This is a genomic window from Galbitalea soli (assembly GCF_010686725.1).
Lineage (GTDB): Bacteria > Actinomycetota > Actinomycetes > Actinomycetales > Microbacteriaceae > Galbitalea > Galbitalea soli.
Window position 1 is genome coordinate 660,182 of the sequence record NZ_JAAGWZ010000001.1, and the last position, 25,344, is coordinate 685,525.

The window sequence follows — 25,344 nt, forward strand, 5'->3', positions numbered from 1 at the left end:
GCAGACATCAGCCCAGTCGGGCCGCGCGCTTCAGCACGTCGTGGACCACGTCGAGATCGTCGAGGCAGCTCTCCGCGTCGAACACGGGCCGGAACTCGCGCCCGATCGTCGACCCCAGCGTGAACGTCTGCGCCTCGCCGTCGCCGTGCTCGCCGACGGGAACGGTGATCGTGTCGCTGTCGCCGACCGCGCGCAGAGCGGAGTCGTACTCGATGAGCGCATCGCACATGCGGTTGCTCATCACCGCGGACTTCTGCCCGAACCTCACCGCCATCACCCCTCCACCGTCCTTGGATGCCCGGCGGCTGTCAACCCTCGGGCCCAGGGTTGCGCGCGGCGGCGGGACGTGCATGGGGTGCCTGCGGCGGCGGGTGGCGCTGACCAGTAGGGCGGACGGGACTTGAACCCGTGACCGACGGATTATGAGTCCGCTGCTCTAACCAGCTGAGCTACCGCCCCGTGCGCCGTCGGGCGCACCCGGCGACAGCATCAACACGATACAGGGCGCCGGCGAGCGCAAGCCATTGCGCCGCGCACCGGCGACCCCCACTGTTGGAGGGTGAACTCCTCCGCCGCGCCCCAGGGCCGCTCCCCCGTCCGCATCGTCGTCATGGCCGCCGTCGGGGTGATCGTGGGCTTCGTCGTCGCGCTCCTCGGCGTGGCGCAGTACGCGCCGATCGCCGGGTGGCTTGCCGCCGCGGCCACCTATCTGTTGTGGGTGTGGCCGCGCATCGGTCCGATGGGCCCGGAGGAGACGAGCGCCCACGCGACGCGCGAGGACCCGCGGGTGGGCACGACCGACGTGCTCCTGCTGCTGGGGAGCGTCGCCAGCATCGTGGCCGTCGTGGTGCTGCTCGCGCAGGCGAAGAACGCGACCGGCATCGCGAAGGACCTCGTACCGCTGCTCGCGGTGTTCAGCATCGCGGCGTCCTGGTTCCTGGTGCACACGCTCTTCACGCTCCGCTACGCGCGCCTGTACTACACCGATGGTGCGGGCGGCGTCGACTTCAAGCAGAAGGCGGGCCCGCGCTACGCGGACTTCGCCTATCTCGCCTTCACACTCGGAATGACCTTCCAGGTCTCCGACACCGACCTTCAGAACACCCGCATCCGCGCGACCGCGCTGCGTCACGCCCTGCTCTCGTACCTCTTCGGCTCGGTGATCCTCGCGGCGACCGTCAACCTCATCGCGGGTCTCGCCAACTGACGGCAGGATGGTCGCATGACCGAGTTTCGAAAGTCCGACCGCCGCTACGAGATCGTCGAGGAGGGCGCGGTGATCGGCGCGAGCTACTTCCGCGACGCCGGTGAACGCCGGGTGTTCACCCACACCGAGATCGACGCGGAGTGGGGCGGCCGCGGCCTCGCCACCCAGCTCGTGCGGTACGCCCTCGACGACACGCGCGTCGCGGGGATGCGGGTGGTCGCGCAGTGCCCCATGGTCGCGGCCTTCATCACGAAGAACCCCGACTACGCCGATCTGCTCGATCGACCCGCGGGCGTCGACGGCTGAGCGGATGACCGGCGCCGGCCCGCCGCCCGCTCAGGAGCGCTCGGCCGCCGCCAGTGACCCCGCGCGCCGGTTGCGCACTCGTGCCGCCAGCCGCTCGCGCCAGACCGAGCGGGTGCGCAGCGGTTCCTCGATGAGCGGCTCGGTCACCTGCTCGCCGCGGTACAGCGCCTCGAAGGTGGCGAGGGTGCGCTGGATGTCGTGCGCCTGCACGATGGAGAGGCTCTCACGCTTGAACTTCTGCAGTTCATCCTCGGGCATCGTCAGCACGTCGGTGAGTCGGGCGGCCATCTCGTCGACGTTGCCGGGTTCGAACAGGTAGCCGTTCTCGCCGTCGTGCACGAGGTGCGGGAGGGCCATCGCGTTCGCGCCCACGACGGGCAGGGCGGAGGCGAGCGCCTCCATCGTCGCGATGCTCTGCAGCTCGGCGATGGAGGGCATCGCGAAGACGGTCGCGCGGGTGAGCGCGTTGCGCAGGTACTCGTCGCTCACGTAGCCGGCGAAGGTGACCCGGTCGGCGACGCCGAGGGTCTGCGCCAGGTGCTTGAGCTGGTGCTCGATCTCGCCGCCGCCGACGATCTCGAGTCGCGCGCGCAGGCTCGGGTCGAGTCGCGCGAACGCCTTGATGAGCACATCGATCTGCTTCTCGCCGGTCACCCGCCCCACGAACACGATGAGGTTCTCGGTGCGGGGCTCGAAGCTGGGCGTGTACTTGTGCGCGTCGATGCCGCAGGAGATCGCGATGACGCCGCGGAGGTTCGTGTTCTGCTCGAGGTAGTCGGCGGCCCGCCTGGTCGGCGTCGTCATCGCCTGCGCGCGGCCGTAGATCTTCTCGGCCGAGGCCCAGTACGCCTTGACGGCCGCCTCCTGGAATCGCTCCGGGATGGGCGAGTGCTCGAGGAGATTCTCGGGCATCACGTGATTGGTGGCGATGAGCCGGATGCCCCGCTTGAGGGCCTGCTCCGACAGGCCGCGCCCCACCACGATGTTGGACTGGAAGTGAACGACGTCGGGCTTCACCTCGTCGAGGATCCGCGCGCTGTTCTTCTGGATCCGCCACGGCAGCGCGAACCGCAGCCAGGGGTGCGGGTACCAGCGGGCGGAGAACAGGCGGTGAACGGTGAGCTCTTCGCCGGCGTGCACCTCGCGGTAGGTGCCCCAGCCGCGGTAGCTGCCCGCGGGGGCGACGATGTGCACGGTGTGGCCCCGCCGCGCGAGGCCCGCTGCGAGACTCGCCGAGAAGGTGGCGGAGCCGTTGATCTCGGGGGCGAAGGTGTCGGCACCGATGACCACGGTGAGCGGGGGCTTGGGGTCGGGGCCGGTGGAGATCTCGAGATCAGACGTACTCTCGGGGACATCTGTCACAGTGTGGGGGTTCCCTTGCATGTATCGCGCCGGGTCGGAGCCAGCGGCCGCGTGATCCAGTGGAAAGCTACGTCCACGGTACCCTACGCGCGAAGCTGGGGATGGTGTTTGGAGAGCTGGAACACGCCGTAGATGGCGATCCCGCCGGCGATCACGAAAGCGAAGGCCGCCCAGAGCGGCGCCGTCGCGGCTTCCCCCAGGACGACGATTCCGATGGTCACGCCGACCAGCGGGTCGATCACGGTGAGGCCGGCCACGACGAGGTCGGGCGGCCCCGAGGAGTAGGCGGTCTGCACGAAGTAGGAGCCGAGAACCGCGGCGAGGATGAGCCCCAGCACGCACAGCACCGTGAGAATGTCGCTCGCGGTCAGGTGGAAGCCACCGAGAAGCAGCGTCTTCACGCGGTCGATCACGACCTTCGCGAGCGTCGCGACGAAACCGAAGAGCACACCGGCCGCGATGATGAAGAACAGCATCGAGAACCGCGTGCGGAAGAGCACGAACAGCGTGACGATGGCGGCGACCACGACGACGAGGATGACCAGCACGGCGATCAGCTGAGTCTCATGCACCGGCTGCGAGGTCGTGGTCACCGCCGCGACACCCACGAACAGCCCCACCCCGCCCACGCAGAACGCGATCGCGCGGATGGAGGCGTGGTCGAGCTTCGTGCGGCTCACGCGGGCGTTCACGATCGAGGTGATGACGAGCGCGACCGCGCCGAGCGGCTGCACCACCGTCAGCGGCGCGAGATAGAGGCTGAACAACTGGAGCACCACGGCCAGACCGAGCATGAGCGTGCCGAGCACCCAGGACGGGCGGCGCACGAGCAGGAGGAGCTGCCGGACGCTGAGCCCTGAGCCGCCGTCGGTGAGCGTCGAGGCATCGACTTTGGCGACGCCGCGGTGCTGGAACTGCGCGCCGAGCGCGAGGAAGATCGAGCCGATGAGCGCCACCGGGATGCCGAGTGCCTGCAACGGCGTCAAAGAGGTCAATGAGTCGAGTGGCACTCGATGAATCTACCCGGTGGCCACCGGATACCCTGAGTGAATGGCCGTACTTCCCATTCTCATCACCGGAGATCCGGTGCTGCACACCCCCGCCGCCCCGGTGGGCGAGATCGACGACGCGATCCGCGCGCTGGTCGCCGACATGGTCGAGACGATGGAGGCCGCACCCGGCGTGGGACTCGCCGCACCGCAGGTCGGGGTGCCGCTTCGCGTGTTCGTCTATGAGTGGACCGACGACGAGGGGACGACCTGGAAGGGCACGGCGATCAACCCCACCCTGTGGCTCTCCCCCATCCCGGCGGGGGCCGCCGACGAGGAGACCGAGTCGGAGGGCTGCCTCTCCATCCCCGGCGAGCGATTCCCGCTCCGACGCGCGGAGGGCGCGATCCTGCAGGCGACCGAGCTCGACGGCACGCGATTCGAGCTCGAGGCGCACGGCTGGCTGGCCCGGATCTTCCAGCACGAGTACGACCACCTCGACGGAGTGCTCTATGCCGACCGACTGGAGCACGCCCACGCCCGCACCGTGTCGAAGGCGATCCGGAAAGCGGGATGGGGCGTGCCGGGCGCGAGTTGGCTGCCCGGGGTCGACGACCTGGAGGGCTGAGGGGGTCGCGGGCGAGGGCCCGGGTCAGGTCATCCAGCCGGCCAGCGGCAGAAGCGCGGCGCACAGGGCGGCGGCGATGATGACGAGCACGAACGGCACCCGCAGCGCGAACAGCACCCCCGCGAGGATGACCGCGGGCACCCGCGCGTCGACCACGATCTCCGTGCCGCGCGCGAGCGACTGCACCGCGACCAGTCCGGCGAGCAGCGCGACGGTGAGCAAAGACGAGATCCGGGCCGGCGTCGGCCGTTCCACGAGCCTCGGCGGCACGAGGTAGCCCACGACCTTGAGGCCGAGCACGCAGACCGAGGCGAGCAGGATGATCGTCCACACGCTCACGCGGCATCACCCCCGCGCGCTCCGAACAGGTTGGTGGCGCCCACCACGACCGCGACGAGCGCCGCGACGAGGATCGGCACCCCCGCGGGGAGCGAGGGAGTGAGCACCGCTGCGATGACGGCGGCCGCCGCCGCCACGATGATCGGCTGGCGTCGCCGGAGACGGGGCCAGAGGAGTCCGACGAAGGCGGCGGCCGCGGCGGCGTCGAGTCCGTACTGCCGCACATCGCCGAGCAGGTTGCCGATGAGCGCGCCGACGAGGGTCGCGATGTTCCAGCCCACGAACAAGAGGATTCCCGTGTACCAGAAGCCGGCCCGCTGAGCGGCGGGGGTCGACTGCGCGGTGGCGACGGCCGTCGATTCGTCGATCGTGAAGTGCGCCGCGGCGAGCCGGCGCGCGAGCGGCCCGCCGATGATCGGCGACATGCGGATGGCGTAGAGACCGTTCCGCAGCCCGAGCAGAGCAGCGCCCGCGATCGCCGCGACACCGGCCGAGGCGCCGCCCGTCGCGAGAACCCCGATGAGGGCGAACTGCGAGCCACCCGAGAACATGAGGAGGCTCAGCACACTGGTCTGCCAGACGCTGAGACCCGAGGCGACGGCGAGCGCACCGAAGGAGACGCCGTAGAGCGAGACGGCGACCGCGACCGCGAGGCCGGATCGGAACGCGACGCGCGTCTCGACCGAGCGGGGACGCAGCGGCACTCAGCGCCCCAGGTTCACGCCGTGGATGCCGTTGTGGTACCGCAGCGCGGGGAACACGACGGCCACCGAGAACCCGACGCCGGGCACCGAGTGGGCGTGGAAGACCCCGCCGAAGAGGGCGGCGCGCTCGCGCATCGCGGTGATCCCGGTGCCGCTCACCACCTCGGTGAGCGCATCCATGTCGTCGTCGATGCTGTAGCCGCGGCGCTGGGACTCGCTGTTCGGATCGAGCCCCGCGCGGCGGTCCCGGGCGCGCACGCCGTCGTCGTCGACTTTCACCTGCAGGCCGTCGGCCGTCCAGGTGAAGGCCACCCGCACCTCGGTGCCGTCGCCGCCGTGCTTGAGGGCGTTCGAGAGGGCCTCCTGCAGGATCCGGTACACCACGACCTCGGCGCCCTGCCGCAGTTCGAAGGGCTCACCGACCTCATCGAACTCGATGATGAGTCCCGCGTCGCGCATCACCTTGAACAGGTCGCGGGTCGAGCCCAGACGGGGCTGGGGCGATACCTCGGCCTCGCCCTCCCGCACGACCGTCATGACCCGGCGGAGGTCGGCGAGGGTGGAGCGCGCGGACTCGCCGATGGTCGTCACGGAGCGGAAGGCGGCGCCCGGGTCCCGCTCCCCCGCGAAGCGAGCGCCGTCGGCCTGACTCACGATCACGGAGACGTGATGCACGGCGACCTCGTGCAGTTCGCGGATGATCCGCAGCCGCGCCGTCTGCTCATCGAGTGCGAGTCGGAGCTCCAGCATCTCGCGCTGGGCCGCGATCCGATCGCGGCGCTCCGACCGCAGCCGGAGACGACCGCGAAGCCAGAGCCCCGCGAACAGGAGCGCGAGGATGACGAGGACCGCGGCGATGCCGAGCGCCGCCGCGGGGGGCAGAGTGGTCACGAAAGGTCTCCCTCTGGGCGCTGCCGCACCCAGAGGAAGACTATCGCGCTACTTCGCGGGGAACTGCGGACCGTTGTTCGCGCGCAGCACCTCGAGGCGTGCCCGGTACTCCTTCTCATCGATGTCACCCTGCGCGAAACGCTCGGCGAGCGTCGTCTCGGCTGCACGGGACGGGCTGCCCCATCCACCGTGACCGAAGGGTCCGCCGCTGTGGCTCATGGCTGCCCAGCGCGCCCAGCGACGACGTCGACCGGCGATCGCGAACACGATGAGGCCCACGATCACCACGAACCAGAACACGTGGCCGAGGATGAACAGCGGGAGAAGACCGAACCCGAGGGCGCCGTGGGCCAGTGGCCCCATGGCGGCTGGGACGACGGCGAGGGATGTGAACACGGTTGATTCCTTCTGTCTGGGGCTCCGGCGGAACCCGATGACACCAGCATCCGCCGCGCGCGCGGCGCACGAATCTGCTGCGCGGAGGAACCTCCGTACTCCCGCGGGACTACTGCCACCCGGGCTTGACCAGCCCGGTCTCGTAGGCGATCACCACGAGCTGCACCCGGTCGCGTGCGCCGAGCTTCGCCATCATGCGGCTCACGTGGGTCTTCGCTGTCAGCGGGCTGAGGTACAGGCGCGCCCCGATCTCCTCGTTGGTCAGGCCCTGCCCGACCAGCCCGAGCACCTCGCGCTCCCGCTCGGTCAGCACCTGGAGCTGGCGGGTGTCGGCACCGGCCTTCCAGTCGACGGCGACGCGCTCGAGCAGGCGCTTGGTGACGCTCGGGCTGAGCAGGGCATCCCCGCCCGCCACCACGCGCACGGCACGGATGAGTTCGACGGGCTCGGTGTCTTTCACGAGGAAGCCGCTCGCGCCGGCGCGGATGGCGTGGCCCACGTACTCGTCCAACTCGAAGGTCGTCACGATCACGATGTGCGTCCCGGTCAGTCGCGGGTCGGCCACGATCTGCTCGGTCGCCCAGAGGCCGTCCCCGTCGGGCATGCGGATGTCCATCAGCACCACATCGGGCGACTCAGCCCGCGCGAGCGCCACGATCTCGACTCCGGTGCCGGCCTCCCCCACGATCTCGATATCGCGCTCCGCCTCCAGCAGGCTGCGGAAGCCGGCGCGGATGAGGCCCTGATCGTCGGCGATCGCGACGCGGATCACGGGGCGCCCACGCGCGTGCGCACCGGGATCCGCGCCTGGACCCGGAAGCCACCGTGCGGCGAGGGACCCGCCTCGAGAGTGCCCCCCAGCAGCTCCGCCCGCTCCCGCATGCCGAGCAGGCCACGACCCTCGGTGTCTGCGCGGTAGCTCGAGACCCCGTCGTCGGTGATGGTGACCGAGTAGAACTCGTCGCTGACATCGAACTCGACGCGGGCCCGGGACGCCCGGGCGTGCCGAACCACGTTGGTCAGCGACTCCTGCACGATCCGGTAGAGCGCGAGCTGCGTCGCCTGGGGCAGCCCGTCGGGCGCCGACCCGAGCGCCACATCGATACCCTGATCGCGCACGGAGTCGGCGAGGGCGGGCAGGCGGGCGAGATCGGGTTCCGGCACGAGCGGAGCATCAGCGTCCCGGCCCGAGCGGAGCACGCCCAGCACCGACCGCACCTCGTCGAGCGCGGTCTTGCTCGTCTCCTTGATGTTCGCGAGCGCGTCGCGCGCCTTGTCGGGGTCGCCGTCCATCAGGTGCAGGCCGACACCGGCTTGAACGTTGATCTGGCTGAGCGAGTGCGCGAGAACGTCGTGGAGCTCGCGCGCGATGCGCACCCGCTCCGCCTGCACCTCGGTCTGCTGGCGCTCCGCGCGTGCGCGCGCCAGCTGACGGAATCGCTCCCGCCGTGACCGGGTCGACTCGCCGATGCCGATGACGATCAGGATGCCCAGGGTCGTCGCCGCGATCCGCGGTGCGTTCCAGTGCGCCCCCGTCGCGATCGCGATCGAGAGCGTGATCACCCACCCCGTGGCGATCGAGATCCAGGCCCAGGGTCGCGCTCCGCGAACGATCGCCCCGACGATCGCGAACGCGAGGGAGATGTAGGGCGGCGAATTGTCGAAATTCCCCACGAAGATCGAGGCGCAGGCCGCCGCGGTGACGACCGCGACGACGGGACCCGGCCAGCGGCGCGCGCCGATCAGGGCGATCGGTCCCACGAGCGCGAGCGCGAGGGCGAGCCAGAAGGTACTGCCGGTGTGATCGAGCGGCACGAGCTCGCGCCGGGCGACGATGAAGAACACCGCGGGCACCTGCACGACGAGTGAGACCACGACCGGGATCCAGAGCCGCGCCCTCGGCGACCCTCCGCCCGGCGGCCGCCCGAAGGCGTGGGCGTGCGCGAACCAGGCCTCGTCGTGTCGCCAGTCGCGGTCGCGCATGCGTCGATGCTACGCGGAGCGGGATCACCCGGCATCCACTGCGCGGACCCGCCGGCGCTACTCCCGCGGGAGTAGGAGACGTACCGCCGGAGACGAGGAAACCCCCGGTCGTGGAGGACCGGGGGTTCAGCTCCCCGACTTGGACTCGAACCAAGAACCTATCGGTTAACAGCCGATTGCTCTGCCAATTGAGCTATCGAGGATCGCGGTGAAGCGTAGCTACTTTACCAAAGGTTGCGGCGCCACCAAATCGGCGCGCTCCCCAGGCTCAGCCGAGCAGGAGATAGGTGGGCGACGGCACCGCGATCGAACCGTGGAAGACGGGAACGCCGTCGACGCCGATCGCGAAGCTCGACACCGAGTTCGACAACTGATTCGCGACCAGCAGCTCGTCGCCGTCGACGACGAGGTGGCGTGGCCACCCGCCGCCGCAGTCCACGAAGGTCAGGGGCCGCAGCGAGCGCCCGTCCTCCTCCACCCGCAGGACCGCGATCCGGTTCGAGCCGCGCAGGCCGGTGTAGGCGTGTCGGCCGTCGGCGCTGAGCGCGAGGGCCGCAGCGTGGTCGCCCTCCGTGGCACCCGGAATCGGCACCGGTGCCGAGACGACGAATCCCTCGGGACCGCGCGTGATGACGAGGATCTGCAGACTCAGCTCGCCGAGCACCCAGATGGCGCCCGAGGGGTGCAGGAGGAGATCGCGCGGACCGGTTCCCGGCGGCAACTCGATCGCACCCGTGCGGGTGAGACCGTTCTCGTCGACGAGATGCAGGTGGATGCGGTCGGCGCCCAGATCGGTGGTCAGCACGAGAGTGTCCGAGACCTGCAGCACGTCGTGGGCGTGCGGGCCGTCCTGCACCGAGTGCGGGCCCGTGCCCGTCGCGCGAAGCGACTGCGAGGTGCGCCCGAGGGTGCCGTCCGGTGCAATGGGATGCACGTCGACGACGCCATCCCCGTAGCAGGCGGCGACGAGCAGCCGCCCGTGCGCCACGACCCCCAGGCTGCACGGTGAGGTGCCGGCCGCATCCTGCAGGCCGAGGAAGCGGAGCTCCTCGCCGTCGACGCGGAAGGCGGAGATCGTCGGCCCACCCTCTCCCGCGGCGTAGATGACGTCACCCGAGCGGCGAAGGAACGAGGGCGAGTCGGAGCCGGCGGCGATCCCCCGGTTCTGCAGTGCGCCGTCGGCGTCGCGGGCCAGTCGGGTGATCCCCGTCGACGAGCCGCCCATGTCGTCGGTGTACGCGCCGACCCACACGGTATTAGATGGCACTGAGTTCCTCCGCTGTCTTGAGATCGCGAATCACGCGGGCGAGTCCCTCCACGTAGGAGTGACTGGGCGAATCCAGCACCTCGTCGACCGGGCCCAGTGCCACGATAATGCCCCTGTGCATCACCGCCACACGCGAGCTCACGCGGCGCACCTCGCTGATCGTGTGGCTGACAATGAGGGCGGAGAACTCGCGCTGCTCGTGGAGCTCGCGAACGATGTCGAGGATCACCGCCCGACCGTTCACATCCACGCCCGAGGTGGGGTCGTCGGCGACCAGCAGCGTCGGTTCGAGGATGAGCGCCCGCGCGATCGCGACGCGCTGGCGCTGTCCGCGACTCAGCTCGTGCGGGAACCGGTTCATCGTCGTCAGCGGCAGATGCACGGCGTCCACGAGGGTTGCGACCGCGATGGCGGCGTCACGCTGATCGAAGTCGGGATCCCGGGCGAAGATGGGCGCGGCGATGTTCTCGCCGATCATGAGGCGGGGGTCGAGGGCGGCGCCCGCATCCTGGGGCACGTACCCGATGTGCAGACCGAGTCGTTCGCGCTTGCGGGAGCCCAGGGAGCGCATCGATCGGCCGAGCACGGTCAGCGATCCACCGACGATGGAGGGGCCGTGCGCGGTGCCGGCGAGTCCGGCGACAGCCTGGGCGAGTGAACTCTTGCCCGATCCGGTCTCCCCGATCACCGCGAGGATCTCGCCCACCGGAATCTGGAAGGTCGCTCCGTCCACGGCCACGTGCTCCGACTCGGCGCGCCGCGACTCCCACTTGAGCGAGAGGTCATCGGCCACGACGGCGAACGGGGTCTTCGTCACTCGTTCGTCCTTTCCTGCGCGCGCACAGCGCCGATTGGCGATCGTCGGGGGGCTTTAAGGTGTAGCACAGAGCGGTCGGATCCCGTGGAGACCGGGCCGCCGGTGGTGAGGCCGAGGGGCGATCACTCCTTCCGCAGCAGCCGACGTTCCGCCTCGACGCTCACCAGTTCCCGCTGCAGGATGGCGTACCGCTCCGGCTCGCTCACCGCGTCGGTGCGCTGCAGCGCCCCGAGTAGTTCGGCCTTCGCCCGCAGCAGATCACGATCGATGAGGTCGCTCGCGAGCGAGGAGCAGTACTCCGCGATCTTGTCGGCCCGCGCCGGGATCGGCGCAACCGCGAGCTGCTGCACGAGAGTCACGAACGACGAGGGCACCTGCCGGGTCACCTCGGCCACCCACTCGGCGGTGCCGAAGGCATCGAGACTCGACGCGATCGCATCGCGGATGACCGCCAGCGTGTGATTCGTGAACTCCACCCGCGCAGCCCGCGACACGAGCTCGCGACCGACCTCCGCCGGGTACTGGAGGATCGCCATGACGGCATCGCGCTCGAGTCTCGTCGTGGGGTCGGTGGGCAACTCGGTGAGCGAGATGTCGGCCGAGCGATCGGGAGCGTCCGCCTCCGGCGTCGGCGCCGGGGTCGCGTGTGCCGCACCGCTGCGGGCGGCGTTGACCGCGCGCCCGACCTCCGACGGATCCATGCCGAGCCAACCCGCGAGGTTGCGCGTGTACCCGATGCTCAGCGACTGATCCCGGATGCCCGCTACGACGGGCGCGGCCGAGCGCAGGGCGGCGACGCGGCCCTCGACGGTGTCGAGATTGTAGCCGTCGAGCGTGCGCCGGATCATGAACTCGAACATGGGTTTGCGGGTCTTCACCAGTCGGCGCACCGCTTCGTCCCCGCGACCCAGACGCAGGTCGCAGGGGTCGAGCCCGTCGGGCGCGACCGCGACGAAGGTCTGCGCGGCGAACCGCTGCTCCTCGCTGAATGCCCTGCTCGCGGCCTTCTGCCCGGCCTCGTCGGGGTCGAAGGTGAAGATCACCTCGCCGGTGCCGGTGGTATCGGAGTTGTCGACGTCGCCGATGACGCGGCGGACGATCTTGATGTGGTCCACGCCGAAGGCGGTGCCACAGGTCGCGACGGCCGTCGTGACCCCAGCGAGATGGCACGCCATGACGTCGGTATAGCCCTCGACGACGACGACCTGACGGCCGCGGGAGATGTCGCGCTTCGCGAGGTCGAGCCCGTAGAGCACCTGGCTCTTGTGGTACACGGGCGTCTCGGGAGTGTTGAGGTACTTGGGACCTTTGTCGTCGTCGAGCAGGCGCCGGGCCCCGAACCCCAGGGTCTGTCCGGTGATGTCGCGGATGGGCCAGACGAGCCGGCCACGGAAGCGGTCGTAGACGTCGCCCCGATCACCGCGACCGAGAAGGCCGGCCGTGACGAGCTCGTCCTCCGTGAAACCCAGCGATCGAAGATGGCGCCCCGCGGCGCCGCCCCGCGGGGCGAAGCCGATGCCGAAGCGCTCGGCGGCGGACTGGTCGAAGCCCCGCTCGCCCAGGAACGCACGACCGGGCGCCGCATCCGGTGTCGTCAGTTGCGCGATGAAGAACTCCTCGGCCGCCTTGTTGGCGGCCAGCAGCCGTGCGCGGTTTCCGTGATCGGTGGCCTGCCCGCCGTCTTCGTAGTGCAGTTCGTAACCCAGGCGAGCGGCCATCCGCTCCACGGCCTCCGAGAAGGAGCAGTGATCCATCTTCTGCAGGAAGGTGAAGACGTCGCCCCCCTCCCCGCAGCCGAAGCAGTGGTAGAAACCCACCTGCGGCCGCACGTGGAAGCTGGGGCTGCGCTCCTCGTGGAACGGGCACAGACCCTTCATCGAGCCGACGCCCGCGCCCTTCAGCGTGACGTAATCGCCCACGATGTCGGCGATGTTGGTGCGCGACCTCACCTCATCGATATCGCTTCGTTTGATGAGGCCCGCCACCCGTCGATTCTAAGGTCGCGGCCGGGCTCGGCGCCGACGCGGTCGTCAGCCCTGTGCGATCAACCGGTCATGCCACGCCATCGCGGACTGGTCGGTGAGGCTCGCCACCTGATCGACCACCACACGGCGCCGGGCCGCGTCGCTCTGCGCGGCACGCCAGTCCTCGGCGAAACCGAGATCGAGTTCGTGCGGAGCCGTCTCGAGCAGGTGATCCGCGAGTTCCACGAGCAGTTCGCGCTGGCGCGCGTAGATCGGTTTGCGGGCGTTCGTCGACATGACGTTCGCCGCGACGATCCCCTTGAGCACCGCGATCTCGGCCTGGATCTCCCTCGGCACCACGACATCCGCCCCGAACCGGATCAGCGACGACCCGGGGTGGCTGGCGCGCGTCGCCTGCACCGCGGCAGCGGCGAAACGCCCGATCAACTGGCTGGTCAGGTTCTTGAGGCGCCCAAGAGACCGGCGACTGCCATCCCACTCGTCGATCCACACGTCGAGGCTGTCCAGGCGGTCGAAGGCCTGGATGAGTTCGTCGTGGTCGATCTCCCCGCCGATCCAGACGAACATGGAGTCCACGAGCTCGTCGTGGTCGGCGCGCGCGCCGAGCGCGCTGACGTCGATGTAGTCGCCCACGATCGCATCCTCGAAATCGTGCACGGAGTACGCGATATCGTCGCTCAGATCCATCACCTGCGCCTCGATGCAGCGGCGTCGCTCGGGAGCCCCGGCCCGCAGCCACTCGAACGCCGGCGTGTCGTCGTCGTAGAAGCCGAACTTGCTGCGCCCGCTCGGGTCGGGGATGCCCTGCGCCTCGGGCCACGGGTATTTGCAGCTCGCGTCGAGGCTCGCCCGCGTGAGATTGAGCCCGAAACTCCGGCCGTCCGCGTCGAACACCTTCGGTTCGAGCCGGGTCAGCAGGCGCAGCGTCTGCGCGTTGCCCTCGAAACCGCCGATGTCGTGCGCCCACTCGCTCAGCGCGCGCTCACCATTGTGACCGAACGGCGGATGCCCGAGGTCGTGGGCGAGGCACGCGGTGTCCACCACATCGGGGTCGAGGCCGAGGCTCTCCGCCAGTTCGCGCCCGACCTGAGCCACCTCGAGCGAGTGCGTCAGCCGGTTGCGCGCGAAATCGATCCCCGTGGTGGGGCTGAGCACCTGGGTCTTCGCGGCGAGCCGCCGCAGGGCGCTCGAGTGCAGAAGGCGGGCACGGTCTCGCGCGAAGTCGCTGCGTCTGCTCGAGTGCTCCTCCGGCAGCCAGCGCTCGGCGTCCTGCGCCGAGTACTCAGCCGCCACTGGTGCTCAGTTCGGCCTCGGTGAGTTCGGCGCGGTGCGTCTCCTGCAGCTCACGGCTCTCGAGCCAGCGCTCGGGGAGGGCGGGCGATTTGGGCGAACCGGCGCGGCCGCGCTGTCCCTCGGCGTCGGCCCCGGGGTACGGCTGCTCGTGGTCGAGTTGATCCAGCAGCTCGCCCAGCTGAGCGAGGTCCTTCACGGTAGCGAGGCTCGCGCGCAACTCGCCGCCCACCGCGTAGCCCTTGAAGTACCAGGCGACGTGTTTGCGGATATCGCGGCAGGCCCGGTCTTCGTCTCCGTCGAAGAACTCCGTCAGCAGCTCGGCGTGACGGCGGAACGCGACCGCGACCTCACCGAGGCCGGGCTCGGCTTTGCGGGTCTCGCCCGAGAAGGCGGCGCTGAGGTCGCCGAAGAGCCAGGGGCGGCCGAGGCATCCCCGACCCACGACGACGCCGTCGCACCCCGTCTCCGCGACCATGCGTAGCGCGTCGTCGGCCGACCAGATGTCACCGTTGCCGAGGATCGGAACGTCGGTCACGGTGTTCTTGAGGGTCGCGATCGCCGACCAGTCGGCCGTGCCCGAGTAGAACTCGGCCGCGGTGCGGGCGTGCAGCGCGATGCTGGCGACCCCGGCTCCCTGCGCGACACGGCCCGCCTCCAGATAGGTGAGGTGATCGGAATCGATGCCCTTGCGCATCTTCACCGTGAGCGGGATCGACCCCGCTGCCTTCACAGCGCCCTCGACGATGTCGCGGAACAACCCGATCTTCCAGGGCAGCGCGGCTCCCCCGCCCTTGCGCGTGACCTTGGGAACGGGGCAGCCGAAGTTGAGGTCGATGTGGTCGGCCCGATCCTCGGCGACGAGCATGGTGACGGCCTCGGCCACGGTTTTCGGGTCGACACCGTACAACTGGATCGACCGAGTGGTCTCCGACTCGTGGTGCCTGATCAACCGCATGCTCTCGGGCGTTCGCTCGACGAGCGCGCGGCTGGTGATCATCTCGCTGACGTAGAGACCCGCTCCGTATTCGCGACAGAGGCGACGAAACGCCGTGTTCGTGATCCCTGCCATGGGCGCGAGGACGACGGGGACAGCAAGCTCTATCCCGCCGATTGTGAGCGGCGCGCTAACGCGACGTGTGGCGGACCCACTGTGCGCCACGGGTGCCGAGAGAATAGTCATCACACCGATTCTCCCAGAAAGCGAGAGAGACCATGGCCGAAGCCGCGCCTCTGGACGTCGTGCGGTTCGTCGACCTGGAGGTCGAGCGCAAGTCGGCCTGGGGCCCGGGGATGCACGCGAGTCGACAATTGACGGTCAACGATCAGTTACTCAGCGTCGCGCTCAGCGAGCGAACCGGGCGCGCTGTGGAGCAGTCGACACCGATCGTGCAGGGCCGTGCCGGCGCCGTCGACCCGCAGGCGTACCTGGTCTCGCTGCTCGGAGGCCCCAAGCCCGATCCCCTGGGAGCCGGTCGGATCGCGATCGGCTACTGCGACGCCTGCCTCGACGCGAGCTGCGGCGTGGTGCTCGGCGCCACGCTCGGAATCGACGACATCTCGGTGAGCTGGAGTCGCCTCGGCTTCGAGCAGGAGCAGCCGGGCCCCGCCCCGAAGCTCACCCCGTTCTGGAAGAAGGCGCCGCCGGTCGTCGAGGTCCCGCCGGATCACGTGTGGTGGGTCGCGCAGCCCTTCGATCCCGAGGTGTCCTTCCGCTTCGAGCGCTCACAGTATCTCCAGGCGGTTCAGGCCGAGCGACGTCGACTGGGCACACCCTCGTGAGCGGCGTCGATCGGGTCGCCGACGACGCGCGGGCGCGGGGACTCGAGATCGAGATCGTCGAGCGCGGCCCGGCGGGCAGTCTCGCGGAGGCCGCGGCGTCCCTGGGGCTGTCACCGGCGGGGATCGTCAAGACGCTCGTGGTCAAGCGCCACGACGGCGACTTCCTCTTCGCCCTCGTCCCCGGCGACCGTCAGATCTCCTGGCCCAAACTGCGCGCGCTCGTCGGCGTCAATCGGCTCCGTATGCCGGATGCCGAGGTCGCCTTCGAAGCGACCGGATACGAACGCGGCACGATCACCCCACTCGGCAGCACGACGGCATGGCCGGTGTACGCCGACGAGAGGATGATCGGCCGGCGCATCGCGCTCGGCGCGGGGGCCCACGGCCGCAGCGCCTTCGTCGACGCCGACGCGCTCATCGCCAGCTTCGGTGCGACCGTCGCCGATCTGACCGATCCCGCCTGAGAGCAGCGACCGGAAGGGCCCGAGCGCAGCGACCCGAAGTGCCTGAGCGCAGCGACCCGAAGGATCAGACGCGATCCGAGTCGACCAGTCGGTTGATCACGGCCTGTTCGTGATGCGCGGGGATCACGCACACGTCGCCCACGCAGGACTCGGCATCCGCGTCACCGAGCATCGCGAACGCGGGCGCCGTCGGCAACGCCGCGACCGACGGGCTCACCGACGCTGACGACTCGGTCATGCCACCGACTCCCTCTCGCTCGCAACCTGTGCCAGAACGTTAGCGAAGGTCTGCGCATCCTGCGCCCCCGACACCCCGTAGCGGCCATCAACGACGAAGAACGGGACGCCCTGGATGCCGTACGCCGCCGCCTGCGCGACATCCTGCTTGACGTCGGCGAGGTAGCGCTCCTCGCTCAGCACGCGAACCACCTCGGCCCGGTCGAGACCGACCTCGGCGGCGAGGTCGGCGAGGTCCTCGATGCGCCCCACGTGACCGCCCTCGATGAAATAGGCGCGCAGCAGCCTCTCTTTCATCTCCAGCTGCAGGCCCTTCGACTTGGCGTGGTGGAGGAGTTCGTGGGCTTTGATCGTGTTGGTCTGGTGCACGTGGTCGTAGTCGTAGTCGAGACCGACGCTCGCCGCGATTCCCACGACGCGCTCGAGCATGAGATCGACCTGCTCGAGCGGCAGGCCCTTGCGGGCGCTCAGGTACTCTCTCGGCGTGCCGTCGAAATCGACGGGGGTGTCGGGCGCGAGTTCGAAGGAGTGGTACTCCACTTCGACGTCACCGCCGTACGCGGCCACGCCGGCCTCGAACTTTCGCTTTCCGATGTAGCACCAGGGGCATTGAACGTCGGACCAGATGTCGACCTTGATGGGATCACTCACGTGCACCCCAACCACGGCCCCGCCCCGGAGTATTCCCGTGCGCCTGGGTCACCCTCGCGCAGGACGCGACTCGCCTCCGGGCACGGTTCGCCCCATGGCACAGCTCGCCTCACGGCTCGGGTCGTCCGCCACGGCACGGTTCGTCTCAGGGCGCGACGCGGCCATTCGCATCGAAGGCCGCCGAGGTGAGCGGCATCAGCTCCCGCCAGGCGGTCTCCATCTTCTCCGCCACCATCTCGATCTCGCGCTGCGGGAACGACGGGAAGTGCGTGCCCTCCCGCTTGGTGCGCAGGCTCAGGAAGTTCATGAGCGATCGCGCGTTCATCGTCACGTACATGGACGAGTAGATCGTGAGGGGGAGGACGATTCGCGCCACCTCACGCGCGACGCCCGCGTCGAGCATCCGCTGGTAGGACTCGAACGCGTGCTCGCAGACGGATCGAACCTCGGCCGAGACCAGTTCGCTCTGCTCGGGCGTGCCCGGAAGGAAGTCGTAGGCACCGGCCTTGCCCACCTGCACGAGGTTGCGGTCGGGCCCGGGCACGTAGAACACCGCACCGAGCTCGCGGTACCGCCCGCTCTCTTCGTTGTAGGAGGCGATGCGGTGACGCATGAACTCGCGGAACACGAAGATGGGCGCCTGCACGTAGAAGGTCATCGAGTTGTGCTCGAAGGGCGAGCCGTGGCGGTCGCGCATGAGGTAGTTGATGAGGCCCTTGCTGCGCGAGGTGTCGAGCGTGGCGTCCTGCGCCGATTCGAGGGTCTGCTCCCCCTGCGTCGACACCCGGGCCGCGAAGAGGACATCGGCGTCGGAGGCACTGGAACGGACGAGCTCGACGGTGACGTCGGAGCGGAACTGGATGTCGTGAGTCACGGCTTAAACCTAGCGGCGGCCGGCGACATCGGCCGTTCGTAACATCCGGTCACACTCGGCAGCCCGGCGACGGGCGGGATTAGCGTTGAGCATATGAATCCTCTGGTGGTCGCCGCGGTGCTCGTGGGCCTCGTCGCGCTCGCCACCGGACTCGGTCTCGTCTGGCAGCGGGGCTCCGGTCGCGTTCGCGAGGCGGACGCCACGCGGGTCACGCTCCCCGAGCTGCCGGAGGACGGCCAGGTCACACTGCTCCAGTTCTCCACCGAGTTCTGCTCCACCTGCGGCCCCACGCGCCGGGTCCTCGGCGACCTGGCCGGCCAGCTGGAGGGCGTGCGCCACGTCGACGTCGACCTCACGCACCGCCCCGAGCTCGCGGCTCGCTTCAACATCCTGCAGACGCCCACGACACTCATCCTCGACGGTGCCGGTGTCATCCGCGGTCGGATCGGCGGGGCGCCGCGGCGCGACGACGTCCGCACGGCCGTCGAGGGCCTCCTGGTCGCCTGACCTCTCCGCCGCGCATGAAAGGCACGCATCGTGAGCACTGACCGTCCCACCGTCGATCCCCGGGGTCCCCGCTTCGGCGCCGGCATCACCGCGGTGCTGCTGCTCGTCGTGATCGGTCTGTTCCTCTCCGGGCTCGGTGCGGCGGCATTCGTTCTGTTCGTCGTGATCACGGCGGTCTTCGCCTGGGGCACGATCGCGGGCATCCAGCGCCATCCCTACGGCCTGCTGTTCAAGCGCGTCATCCGTCCGCGTCTCGCGCCGCCCACTGAACTGGAGGATGCGACGCCGCCGACCTTCGCCCAGGGAGTCGGACTCTTCGTGACGCTCGTGGGCGTCATCCTCTTCCTCCTGGGTGTGACGCTCGCGCTCCCGATCGCCGCCGGATTCGCCTTCATCGCGGCCTTCCTCAACTCGGTCTTCGGCTACTGCCTCGGCTGCCAGATCTACCTGCTGCTCGTTCGTGCGGGCATCCTCGGCCGAGGCACTGCCGCACGGGCCTGAGCCCGCATAGGCTGGAGGCTCCCCACAAGGAGGTCTCAATGGCTCTCACGAGCGAAGCAACGACGCTGTGGTTCGGCGACCTGATGAGCGGATCGGGCACCACCTCACTGGATTCATCCGATGCGGCCGAATTCCCCGTCTCCTGGCAGGCACGATCGGTCGGGGAGGTCGGCAAGACCAACCCCGAAGAACTCCTCGGTGCGGCTCACTCCGCGTGCTACTCGATGGCGTTCGCAGCGGCACTCGCCGGGAACGGCACGCCTCCGGAATCTCTCCAGGTCACCGCCGCGGTGACCTTCGTGCCCGGTGAGGGCATCACCGGCAGCCACCTGCTGGTGAGCGCGAAGGTGCCCGGCATCACGGAGGAGGCCTTCGAAGCACTCGCGGAGGGCGCCAAGGCGAACTGCCCGGTGTCGAAGGCGCTCGCCGGGGTGACCATCACGCTCGAAGCCAGTCTCGCCTAGTGGCGCGCCCGGAACGCCCCGCGGTGCCCCGCGCCCTGAGGGACGACACGCCGCTGACGGTTCTCATCTCGGGTGCCTCCGGGTTCATCGGGCGAGAACTCGTTCGTCAGCTCGAGGAGGCGGGAGACGCCGTCCTCACGCTCGTGCGGTCTCAGCCCCGCAACGAGCGCGAGTTCCACTGGTCGCCCGCCGCGCACATGATGGACTACGGCGTTCTCGACGGAGTGGACGCGGTCGTCAATCTGTCCGGCGCGTCGACGGGGCGGCTGCCCTGGACGAAGTCCTATCAGCGCGAGATCCTGACCTCGCGCATCACTGCCACCGAGACGCTCACGCAGGCGATGGGCATGTCCCGCACCCCACCGGCGGTGCTCCTCAACGGCTCCGCCGTCGGCTTCTACGGCGACCGCCCGGCAGAACGGTTGACCGAGGAGTCGGCCCGCGGCTCGGGGTTCTTCCCCGACGTCGTCGAGGAGTGGGAGCGCGCGGCACACCTCGCACCCGCGAAGACCCGGGTCGTCACGCTTCGCACGGGCGTCGTCGTGGGCCGGGGCGGCGCCTTCACTCCGCTGATCCCGCTGACCCGGGTCGGGCTGGGCACGCGCTTCGGCACGGGCGGGCAGCACTGGCCGTGGATCAGCCTGTATGACGAGGCAGCGGCGATCCGCCATCTGCTGCGCAGCCGCCTGAGCGGCCCGGTCAATCTGGTCGGTCCGACCCCGGCGACCTCCGACCGCATCACCAAAGCATTGGCGCGCGCGCTCCATCGCTGGTATCCGTTCGCGATTCCCGATGGTCTCATCAGCGGACTCCTGGGCGAAGCCGGTCGCGACCTGCTCCTCGCCAGTCAGAAGGTGCTGCCGGTGCGGCTGCTCGACGACGGGTTCCGCTTCCGCGACACCACCGTCGAACAGGCCATCGAACGGATGATCGTCGGCGCCTGAATCACCGCACCGGCTCAGCCCCGCGCGGCCGCCTCGCGCTCGATCCGGATCGCCCGTCGGGTCGCCCACCGCGCGCGCCGGCGATCCCCGCAGGCGTCGTAGGCGAGAGCGAGCCGGTACCAGCTCGTCCAGTCGTCGGGGTTCGCCTCGACCTCCGCCTGGAACACGGGAAACTCGGCGTCGGCCGCGGCGCGATCCGGGCGACCGCTGGGGCGGTGCGGCAGGGTGTCGACGGGGAGTCGGTCGAGTTCGATCATCCGTCGCAGGAGACGCTGCGCGCGCGTGCCGAATCGGAGTTCTGCAACGAGCGCCCACGCCCCCACGAGAGGCAGCACGAGCAACGCGGCTCCCTCGACCTTGGCGATGACGCTGTCGGTGCCCAGCAGCAGGATCGAGTACTGCACCGTCACGACGAGGTACAGCGCCAGCAGCACCGCCATGACGAGCGCGGCGGTACGGTTCCTCACTCGGCGGCGTTTCCGCTGAGGTCGATCAGCGCGTCGAGGCCCACGGTGACCCCGACTGCGCCCGGGGTGGCGCGCAACGCGGCGAGAATGCCCCGCTCATAGGAGTCGGGCGAGAGGGTCTCGTGCGTGATGGTGAGGAGCTCCCCCAACGCGCCGAAGTGCACGTCCTGGCGTGCCACGACGCCCTGCATGCGGAGGGAGTGGATCGGCACGCTCGCCACCTGCTGTCCGCGCGCGCGCTGGTCGGCGTGCGGTGCGATCACCGGGCCCTGGTGCGAGCGCGCACGCCCGATGAGCTCGGCCGTGCGGACGGCGGTGCCGGACGGCGAATCCACTTTGGAGGCATGGTGAGCCTCGATAATTTCGATCGAGTCGTAGAAGCGGGCCGCCATCGTCGCGAACGAGGTGGCGAGCACCGACCCGATCGAGAAGTTCGGGACGACGATCACCCCGGCGCCCTCGTGCTCGGCGACGCGTCGCTCCAGCCAGGCGAGCCGCTCCGCAGACCATCCGGAGGTGCCGACGAGCACCTTGATGCCGTGCTCGATCGCGAACTCGACCACGGACTGACTGACCGCGGGAACGGTGAGATCGATCACCACGTCGGCGCCGATCATCTCGGAGAGCTCGCTGCGGGAATTGAGTCCGGCGAAGAGTGACAGGTCATCCGTCGCGTCGATGATCCGGATGACCTGCTGGCCCATGCGGCCGGTTGCGCCGACGACGGCGACCTGTGTTGTCATGTCGACCAATCTACCAATGAGGGTCATGGCCGCCCCTCGACCTAAGCTGGGCGGCATGGTCGGTTTCCGGGAGTCCGCCGTCGACGACGCTGCGGCGCACGCCCTGCTCAGCGAGTACTTCGAGAGTCGTGCCGCCGGCTTCCCGCCGCAGCAGGGTCACTACCGGGCGACCTTCCCCAGCCCACGCGACTTCGTGCCCCCGAGCGGCGTGTTCCTGATCGTTGAGGACGTCGATCTGGCCGGAGAGCCGGCGGACGTCGGCTGCGGCGGGGTTCGCCGCATCGCCGACGGCGAGTCCGGTCGCACGCGGTTCGAGATCAAGCACCTGTATCTGCAGCCGCACCTCCGCGGCCGGGGATTCGGCCGACGCACGCTCGCCGAGCTCGAGGCGCGCGCCATCGCGCTGGGCGCTCAGGAGCTCGTCCTCGACACGAACGCGGCGCTGGAGGCCGCGGGCGCGCTCTACCGATCGATGGGATACGAGCACATCGACCCGTACAACAGCAACCCGAACGCCACCGACTGGTACGGCAAGGTCGTCAGTACGGCTGGGTGACCGGCAGCCCCGTCCGCAACTCGGCCGGGAGGTGTCCCAGATCGTTGTGGGTGATGAGCACCGGCGGCTTCGCGGATCGCACGCGGATGATCGTGAGCCCGCAGTTCGCCTGGTTGACGCCCATCCAGCGCCACGGTGCCGCCCCGAACGTCTCGCGCACGAACCACCCGATCACGAAGTTGTGCGTGATGAGGAGGTCATGTCGATCCTCGTGGGTCGGGGTCATCCACTCGGCGACGGCGTCGGTCATCTGCGCCTCGCCCGCCTCGATCTGCTCCGGCGTGACTCCACCGAAGAACTGCTCGAAGCTGTGCGGCATGTCGGGCGTCGGGCCGCTCGGAATACAGTCCATGAGCAGTGCGCTCGGCTCCGACTCCAGCGCCGGCATCCGTTCGGTCATGATGCGCGCCGTGTCTTCGGCCCGCGTGAGCGGCGAGTGCCAGGCGCCCGTGAAAGGCACGCCGCCGAGGCGCTCCGCGATGGCTCGCGCTTGCCTCTTTCCGCGCTCCGACAGCGGACCGTCGGGAAGGCCGTACTCGGCGTCCTGCTGTTCGCCGTGGCGGATCAGATAGAGGTAGTGGCTCATGCTCTGGATCTTCCTGGTGGTGTCAGGGGGTGGGGCTCAGCGCGAGCCCACTGAAGAGTGCCGCATCGACGGCGCCGACGGCGGCGACGGAGAGGGGCCGATGCACGAGTTCGTCGGCGAGCTCACGCACCGCGTCTGCCGTGACCAGTGCGATGCGCCGCAACGACTCGTCGAGGTCGACGAATTCGCCGAGAGTGATCTCGCTGCGGCCGAGGCGCGACATCCGCGTGTCGGAGTCCTCGAGCGCGAGCGCCGACGCCCCGCTCAGTTGGCCGGCCGCGCGTCGCATCTCCTCCTCCGTCACACCCTGCTCGGCGATGCGCCGGAACTCGCTCAGCATGAGGTCGGCCACCTGGGTCGCCTTGCTGGGCGAGCATCCGGCATAGACGCCGAACAGCCCCGCGTCGCTGTAGCTCGGCGAGAAGGAGTACACCGAGTAGGCGAGCCCGCGCTTCTCGCGGATCTCCTGGAACAGCCGACTCGACATGCCGCCGCCGAAGATGGAGTTGAAGACGGTGAGCGTCGCGCGGCGCGGGTCGGTGGCCGCGAGGCCGGCCACTCCCATGAGGATGTTCGCCTGTTCGATCGGGCGCTCGACGATCGCGAGCGGGGTGCCGCGCTCGATGAGTCCGGCCGACGCGTCACGGCGGATGACCGGCGCGGCGGGCGCCTCGAGGTTCCAGCCTGCCCGCACGAGCGCGGCGCTCACGCCGGCGACGAGCTCGTCGTGGTCGACCGCGCCCGCGACCGTCACCACGAGATCCTGCGGACGGTAGTTCGCCCGATAGTGCTTCCAGACGGCATCCCGGCTGACCGCGGAGATGGTCTCGGGGCTGCCGCCGATCGGCCGTCCCAGGGGGTGGTCGCCGAGAACGGCCTCGAAGAATCGCTCGCTCGTCACATCGGCAGGGTCGTCATCGGCCATCGCCAGTTCTTCCAGGATGACCCCGCGCTCGTTCTCGAACTCGCTCGGGTCGAGCAGCGACGAGGTGAACATGTCAGCGAGCACCTCGACGGCCATCGGCAGGTCGCGGTCCTGGATCTTGGCGTAGTAGCAGGTGTACTCCTTCGCCGTCAGAGCATTGTGCTCGCCGCCGACGGAGTCGAAGCTCACCGCGATGTCGAGAGCGCTCCGCGACGCGGTGCCCTTGAACAGCAGATGCTCGAGGAAGTGGGTCGATCCGTAGGTGCCCGGGAGTTCATCCCGCGAGCCGACGGCGACCCAGTAGCCGATGGTGGCGCTGCGGGCGCCGGGAACCTGTTCGCTGAGCACGCGCACGCCGCTGGGCAGAACGGTTCGACGGATGAGCGAATCGCCGGATGCCGTGAACCTGAGTTCTGCGAGATCGAGAGGAAGAGGCACGGCACCGTTGGTCACCGCACGAGCCTACGTCATGGATGTCGGCATCAACCGGAGATATGCACAACCGAGGCAGTGGCGAAGGCGTTTCACTTATCCCTCGAATTGGGGGGACAAAATAGCGGACAAACAGACGAGTCTGTCTGTCCTCATATGCTACAGTTGGGTCATCGGCCGGAGATTCGGCCGACCACAACTCAATAGCTTCGCCACCCGAAGGCGAACACCGCGCTCGAGGCTCCCCCGGCCACGAGCACACCGCTCGCGGCTCCCCCCCGGTCACGAGCATCCCGGCAGGAGCCCGAAACCCCTGCCGAACCAGCCCGAGTCCCCCGGCTCGGGTTCAGCACACCAACGGCTTGAGGACACCTAGCCGCAATGCCCGTAAGGAGCCGCGCTGTGACGGTCGTAGTAAATGACGTCGATCTTGAACCGACCGCACAGCGTGCCCCGGGCGCCAAACAGCGAATTCTCGAGACCGCCGATCGCCTGTTCTACGGCGACGGCATCCGCTCGGTCGGCATCGACCGACTCATCAGCGAATCGAGCGTCACGAAGGCCACCTTCTACAAGCACTACGGCTCGAAGGACCGCCTCATCCTTCTGTACATCGAGGGCCGGCACACGGCCGAGGTCGCTGACCTCGAGGCGATCCTGGCGGCGCACCCCGCGCCCGAGGCCGCCCTTCGCGCGATCGTTGCCGCGATCGTGGCCGATATCGCGACGCCGGGGTTCCGCGGTTGCGCCTTCCTCAACGCGGCGACCGAATTCGCCGACGCCCGGCACCCGGTTCGCTCGGTCGTCTTGCGCCACCGCGAGTGGTACACCGGGTTCCTGGCCGACCTCCTTCAGGACCTCGGCCACCGGATGCCCGGCGACGCCGCCGACGAGTTCATGCTCGCGCGCGACGGCGCGATGACGGGCGGATACGCCGGCGATCCCATTGCGGCCTCCGCCGCCCTGCAGCGCGTGACCGACGCCGTCATCGCAACGGCCCAGCTCGCGCACTAGGAACGTGCAGCGCTCCTAACGTGCTGCGCTCCT

The 25,344-nt window shown here is 69.4% G+C and carries 32 protein-coding genes and 2 tRNA genes; 11 read left to right on the forward strand and 23 right to left on the reverse strand.

Annotation, left to right across the window (positions count from 1 at the left end; genetic code table 11):
* Window positions 1–7: 7 nt before the first annotated feature.
* Both G3T37_RS03075 and G3T37_RS03080 read right to left on the reverse strand, forming a co-directional pair.
* A complete protein-coding gene (locus G3T37_RS03075) occupies window positions 8–274 on the reverse strand; it encodes a hypothetical protein (RefSeq protein ID WP_163471998.1) in 267 nt (88 codons plus the stop codon).
* Between the two features lie 111 nt (window positions 275–385).
* A tRNA-Ile gene (locus G3T37_RS03080) sits at window positions 386–459 on the reverse strand.
* Between the two features lie 100 nt (window positions 460–559).
* Between G3T37_RS03080 and G3T37_RS03085 the strand changes: the two genes are divergently transcribed.
* Window positions 560–1,207, forward strand: a complete 648-nt coding sequence (locus G3T37_RS03085; protein WP_338401158.1) for a DUF1345 domain-containing protein — start codon at window positions 560–562, stop codon at window positions 1,205–1,207.
* Window positions 1,208–1,222: 15 nt separating this feature from the next.
* Window positions 1,223–1,513: a GNAT family N-acetyltransferase gene (locus G3T37_RS03090; RefSeq protein ID WP_163471999.1), complete on the forward strand. Its 291-nt coding sequence runs from the start codon at window positions 1,223–1,225 to the stop codon at window positions 1,511–1,513.
* Window positions 1,514–1,543: 30 nt separating this feature from the next.
* Here the strand turns inward: G3T37_RS03090 and G3T37_RS03095 are convergent, their stop codons facing one another.
* Both G3T37_RS03095 and G3T37_RS03100 read right to left on the reverse strand, forming a co-directional pair.
* Complete coding sequence (locus G3T37_RS03095; protein WP_338401159.1) at window positions 1,544–2,875, reverse strand: glycosyltransferase; 1,332 nt, start codon at window positions 2,873–2,875, stop codon at window positions 1,544–1,546.
* An 83-nt stretch (window positions 2,876–2,958) separates the two neighbouring features.
* Complete coding sequence (locus G3T37_RS03100; protein ID WP_338401160.1) at window positions 2,959–3,885, reverse strand: multidrug DMT transporter permease; 927 nt, start codon at window positions 3,883–3,885, stop codon at window positions 2,959–2,961.
* Between the two features lie 40 nt (window positions 3,886–3,925).
* Here G3T37_RS03100 and def point away from each other — a divergent pair, with 40 nt between their 5' ends.
* Window positions 3,926–4,492 (forward strand): peptide deformylase, encoded by a 567-nt coding sequence (gene def / locus G3T37_RS03105; protein WP_163472001.1) that lies wholly within the window; start codon window positions 3,926–3,928, stop codon window positions 4,490–4,492.
* Window positions 4,493–4,516: 24 nt separating this feature from the next.
* On the opposite strand, the gene G3T37_RS03110 is transcribed toward def, so the two are convergent.
* The 12 genes from G3T37_RS03110 to dusB form a co-directional block, all read right to left on the reverse strand.
* The gene (locus tag G3T37_RS03110; protein WP_163472002.1) at window positions 4,517–4,831 is read right to left on the reverse strand and encodes an AzlD domain-containing protein; all 315 of its coding nucleotides are present in this window, start codon (window positions 4,829–4,831) and stop codon (window positions 4,517–4,519) included.
* Window positions 4,828–5,535 (reverse strand): AzlC family ABC transporter permease, encoded by a 708-nt coding sequence (locus G3T37_RS03115; protein ID WP_338401161.1) that lies wholly within the window; start codon window positions 5,533–5,535, stop codon window positions 4,828–4,830. The genes G3T37_RS03110 and G3T37_RS03115 overlap by 4 nt, the downstream gene beginning before the upstream one ends.
* Window positions 5,536–6,426, reverse strand: coding sequence for a sensor histidine kinase (locus tag G3T37_RS03120; RefSeq protein ID WP_338401162.1), 891 nt, complete (start codon window positions 6,424–6,426; stop codon window positions 5,536–5,538).
* A 48-nt stretch (window positions 6,427–6,474) separates the two neighbouring features.
* Window positions 6,475–6,822 carry an SHOCT domain-containing protein gene (locus G3T37_RS03125; RefSeq protein WP_163472003.1) on the reverse strand — a complete coding sequence of 116 codons (348 nt, stop codon included), beginning with the start codon at window positions 6,820–6,822 and terminating at the stop codon, window positions 6,475–6,477.
* A 109-nt stretch (window positions 6,823–6,931) separates the two neighbouring features.
* Entirely contained in the window at window positions 6,932–7,594 is a 663-nt protein-coding gene (locus G3T37_RS03130; protein ID WP_163472004.1) for a response regulator, read from the reverse strand.
* Complete coding sequence (locus tag G3T37_RS03135; RefSeq protein ID WP_163472005.1) at window positions 7,591–8,805, reverse strand: sensor histidine kinase; 1,215 nt, start codon at window positions 8,803–8,805, stop codon at window positions 7,591–7,593. The genes G3T37_RS03130 and G3T37_RS03135 overlap by 4 nt, the downstream gene beginning before the upstream one ends.
* A 130-nt stretch (window positions 8,806–8,935) precedes the next feature.
* A tRNA-Asn gene (locus tag G3T37_RS03140) sits at window positions 8,936–9,008 on the reverse strand.
* Between the two features lie 65 nt (window positions 9,009–9,073).
* Entirely contained in the window at window positions 9,074–10,072 is a 999-nt protein-coding gene (locus G3T37_RS03145) for a beta-propeller fold lactonase family protein (protein WP_163472006.1), read from the reverse strand.
* The gene (locus G3T37_RS03150) at window positions 10,062–10,889 is read right to left on the reverse strand and encodes an ATP-binding cassette domain-containing protein (protein ID WP_163472007.1); all 828 of its coding nucleotides are present in this window, start codon (window positions 10,887–10,889) and stop codon (window positions 10,062–10,064) included. Before G3T37_RS03150 ends, G3T37_RS03145 begins: the two co-directional genes overlap by 11 nt.
* Window positions 10,890–11,011: 122 nt before the next feature.
* Entirely contained in the window at window positions 11,012–12,874 is a 1,863-nt protein-coding gene (gene dnaG / locus G3T37_RS03155) for a DNA primase (protein WP_163472008.1), read from the reverse strand.
* Between the two features lie 45 nt (window positions 12,875–12,919).
* Window positions 12,920–14,167 carry a deoxyguanosinetriphosphate triphosphohydrolase gene (locus G3T37_RS03160; RefSeq protein ID WP_163472009.1) on the reverse strand — a complete coding sequence of 416 codons (1,248 nt, stop codon included), beginning with the start codon at window positions 14,165–14,167 and terminating at the stop codon, window positions 12,920–12,922.
* Window positions 14,157–15,347 carry a tRNA dihydrouridine synthase DusB gene (gene dusB, locus G3T37_RS03165; RefSeq protein ID WP_163472010.1) on the reverse strand — a complete coding sequence of 397 codons (1,191 nt, stop codon included), beginning with the start codon at window positions 15,345–15,347 and terminating at the stop codon, window positions 14,157–14,159. The genes G3T37_RS03160 and dusB overlap by 11 nt, the downstream gene beginning before the upstream one ends.
* Window positions 15,348–15,379: 32 nt before the next feature.
* Here dusB and G3T37_RS14750 point away from each other — a divergent pair, with 32 nt between their 5' ends.
* On the forward strand, window positions 15,380–15,946 hold the full coding sequence (locus G3T37_RS14750; protein ID WP_241732072.1) for a hypothetical protein: 567 nt from the start codon (window positions 15,380–15,382) through the stop codon (window positions 15,944–15,946).
* On the forward strand, window positions 15,943–16,410 hold the full coding sequence (locus G3T37_RS14755; RefSeq protein ID WP_338401163.1) for an aminoacyl-tRNA deacylase: 468 nt from the start codon (window positions 15,943–15,945) through the stop codon (window positions 16,408–16,410). The genes G3T37_RS14750 and G3T37_RS14755 overlap by 4 nt, the downstream gene beginning before the upstream one ends.
* Window positions 16,411–16,474: 64 nt before the next feature.
* Here G3T37_RS14755 and G3T37_RS03175 read toward each other — a convergent pair whose 3' ends face one another.
* The 3 genes from G3T37_RS03175 to thyX all read right to left on the reverse strand — a co-directional run bounded on the left by G3T37_RS03175 (window position 16,475) and on the right by thyX (window position 18,172).
* The gene (locus tag G3T37_RS03175; RefSeq protein ID WP_163472011.1) at window positions 16,475–16,648 is read right to left on the reverse strand and encodes a hypothetical protein; all 174 of its coding nucleotides are present in this window, start codon (window positions 16,646–16,648) and stop codon (window positions 16,475–16,477) included.
* Entirely contained in the window at window positions 16,645–17,298 is a 654-nt protein-coding gene (locus G3T37_RS03180; protein ID WP_163472012.1) for a DsbA family protein, read from the reverse strand. The genes G3T37_RS03175 and G3T37_RS03180 overlap by 4 nt, the downstream gene beginning before the upstream one ends.
* 145 nt (window positions 17,299–17,443) lie before the next feature.
* Window positions 17,444–18,172: an FAD-dependent thymidylate synthase gene (thyX, locus tag G3T37_RS03185; RefSeq protein WP_163472013.1), complete on the reverse strand. Its 729-nt coding sequence runs from the start codon at window positions 18,170–18,172 to the stop codon at window positions 17,444–17,446.
* Between the two features lie 93 nt (window positions 18,173–18,265).
* Here thyX and G3T37_RS03190 point away from each other — a divergent pair, with 93 nt between their 5' ends.
* The 4 genes from G3T37_RS03190 to G3T37_RS03205 are packed head-to-tail and all read left to right on the forward strand — an operon-like array spanning window position 18,266 to window position 20,588.
* The gene (locus G3T37_RS03190; protein ID WP_163472014.1) at window positions 18,266–18,679 is read left to right on the forward strand and encodes a TlpA family protein disulfide reductase; all 414 of its coding nucleotides are present in this window, start codon (window positions 18,266–18,268) and stop codon (window positions 18,677–18,679) included.
* Window positions 18,680–18,709: 30 nt separating this feature from the next.
* On the forward strand, window positions 18,710–19,180 hold the full coding sequence (locus G3T37_RS03195) for a DUF4395 family protein (protein WP_163472015.1): 471 nt from the start codon (window positions 18,710–18,712) through the stop codon (window positions 19,178–19,180).
* 38 nt (window positions 19,181–19,218) lie between these two features.
* Complete coding sequence (locus G3T37_RS03200) at window positions 19,219–19,644, forward strand: OsmC family peroxiredoxin (protein WP_163472016.1); 426 nt, start codon at window positions 19,219–19,221, stop codon at window positions 19,642–19,644.
* On the forward strand, window positions 19,644–20,588 hold the full coding sequence (locus tag G3T37_RS03205; protein WP_338401164.1) for a TIGR01777 family oxidoreductase: 945 nt from the start codon (window positions 19,644–19,646) through the stop codon (window positions 20,586–20,588). The genes G3T37_RS03200 and G3T37_RS03205 overlap by 1 nt, the downstream gene beginning before the upstream one ends.
* 14 nt (window positions 20,589–20,602) lie before the next feature.
* Here G3T37_RS03205 and G3T37_RS03210 read toward each other — a convergent pair whose 3' ends face one another.
* On the reverse strand, window positions 20,603–21,055 hold the full coding sequence (locus G3T37_RS03210; RefSeq protein WP_422110965.1) for a hypothetical protein: 453 nt from the start codon (window positions 21,053–21,055) through the stop codon (window positions 20,603–20,605).
* Entirely contained in the window at window positions 21,052–21,798 is a 747-nt protein-coding gene (gene dapB, locus G3T37_RS03215; RefSeq protein ID WP_163472017.1) for a 4-hydroxy-tetrahydrodipicolinate reductase, read from the reverse strand. Before dapB ends, G3T37_RS03210 begins: the two co-directional genes overlap by 4 nt.
* 55 nt (window positions 21,799–21,853) lie before the next feature.
* On the opposite strand from dapB, the gene G3T37_RS03220 reads away from it, so the two are divergent.
* Window positions 21,854–22,354, forward strand: coding sequence for a GNAT family N-acetyltransferase (locus tag G3T37_RS03220; RefSeq protein ID WP_163472018.1), 501 nt, complete (start codon window positions 21,854–21,856; stop codon window positions 22,352–22,354).
* Here G3T37_RS03220 and G3T37_RS03225 read toward each other — a convergent pair.
* Both G3T37_RS03225 and G3T37_RS03230 read right to left on the reverse strand, forming a co-directional pair.
* Window positions 22,338–22,940 (reverse strand): histidine phosphatase family protein, encoded by a 603-nt coding sequence (locus G3T37_RS03225; protein WP_163472019.1) that lies wholly within the window; start codon window positions 22,938–22,940, stop codon window positions 22,338–22,340. The two genes, G3T37_RS03220 and G3T37_RS03225, sit on opposite strands and share 17 nt — an antisense overlap.
* A gap of 22 nt (window positions 22,941–22,962) precedes the next feature.
* Window positions 22,963–24,318 (reverse strand): insulinase family protein, encoded by a 1,356-nt coding sequence (locus G3T37_RS03230; protein ID WP_163472020.1) that lies wholly within the window; start codon window positions 24,316–24,318, stop codon window positions 22,963–22,965.
* Between the two features lie 381 nt (window positions 24,319–24,699).
* On the opposite strand from G3T37_RS03230, the gene G3T37_RS03235 reads away from it, so the two are divergent.
* Window positions 24,700–25,311, forward strand: coding sequence for a TetR/AcrR family transcriptional regulator (locus G3T37_RS03235; RefSeq protein WP_338401165.1), 612 nt, complete (start codon window positions 24,700–24,702; stop codon window positions 25,309–25,311).
* Window positions 25,312–25,344: the final 33 nt, after the last annotated feature.

Coding starts and splice junctions, on each gene's coding strand:
- G3T37_RS03175 (WP_163472011.1), bottom strand. CDS start 16,648: ATGACCGAGTCGTCAGCGTCGGTGAGCCCGTCGGTCGCGGCGTTGCCG.
- G3T37_RS03225 (WP_163472019.1), bottom strand. CDS start 22,940: ATGAGCCACTACCTCTATCTGATCCGCCACGGCGAACAGCAGGACGCC.
- G3T37_RS03220 (WP_163472018.1), top strand. CDS start 21,854: ATGGTCGGTTTCCGGGAGTCCGCCGTCGACGACGCTGCGGCGCACGCC.
- G3T37_RS03190 (WP_163472014.1), top strand. CDS start 18,266: ATGAATCCTCTGGTGGTCGCCGCGGTGCTCGTGGGCCTCGTCGCGCTC.
- dapB (WP_163472017.1), bottom strand. CDS start 21,798: ATGACAACACAGGTCGCCGTCGTCGGCGCAACCGGCCGCATGGGCCAG.
- G3T37_RS03135 (WP_163472005.1), bottom strand. CDS start 8,805: ATGCGCGACCGCGACTGGCGACACGACGAGGCCTGGTTCGCGCACGCC.
- G3T37_RS03200 (WP_163472016.1), top strand. CDS start 19,219: ATGGCTCTCACGAGCGAAGCAACGACGCTGTGGTTCGGCGACCTGATG.
- def (WP_163472001.1), top strand. CDS start 3,926: ATGGCCGTACTTCCCATTCTCATCACCGGAGATCCGGTGCTGCACACC.
- G3T37_RS03090 (WP_163471999.1), top strand. CDS start 1,223: ATGACCGAGTTTCGAAAGTCCGACCGCCGCTACGAGATCGTCGAGGAG.
- G3T37_RS14750 (WP_241732072.1), top strand. CDS start 15,380: ATGGCCGAAGCCGCGCCTCTGGACGTCGTGCGGTTCGTCGACCTGGAG.
- dusB (WP_163472010.1), bottom strand. CDS start 15,347: ATGACTATTCTCTCGGCACCCGTGGCGCACAGTGGGTCCGCCACACGT.
- G3T37_RS03075 (WP_163471998.1), bottom strand. CDS start 274: ATGGCGGTGAGGTTCGGGCAGAAGTCCGCGGTGATGAGCAACCGCATG.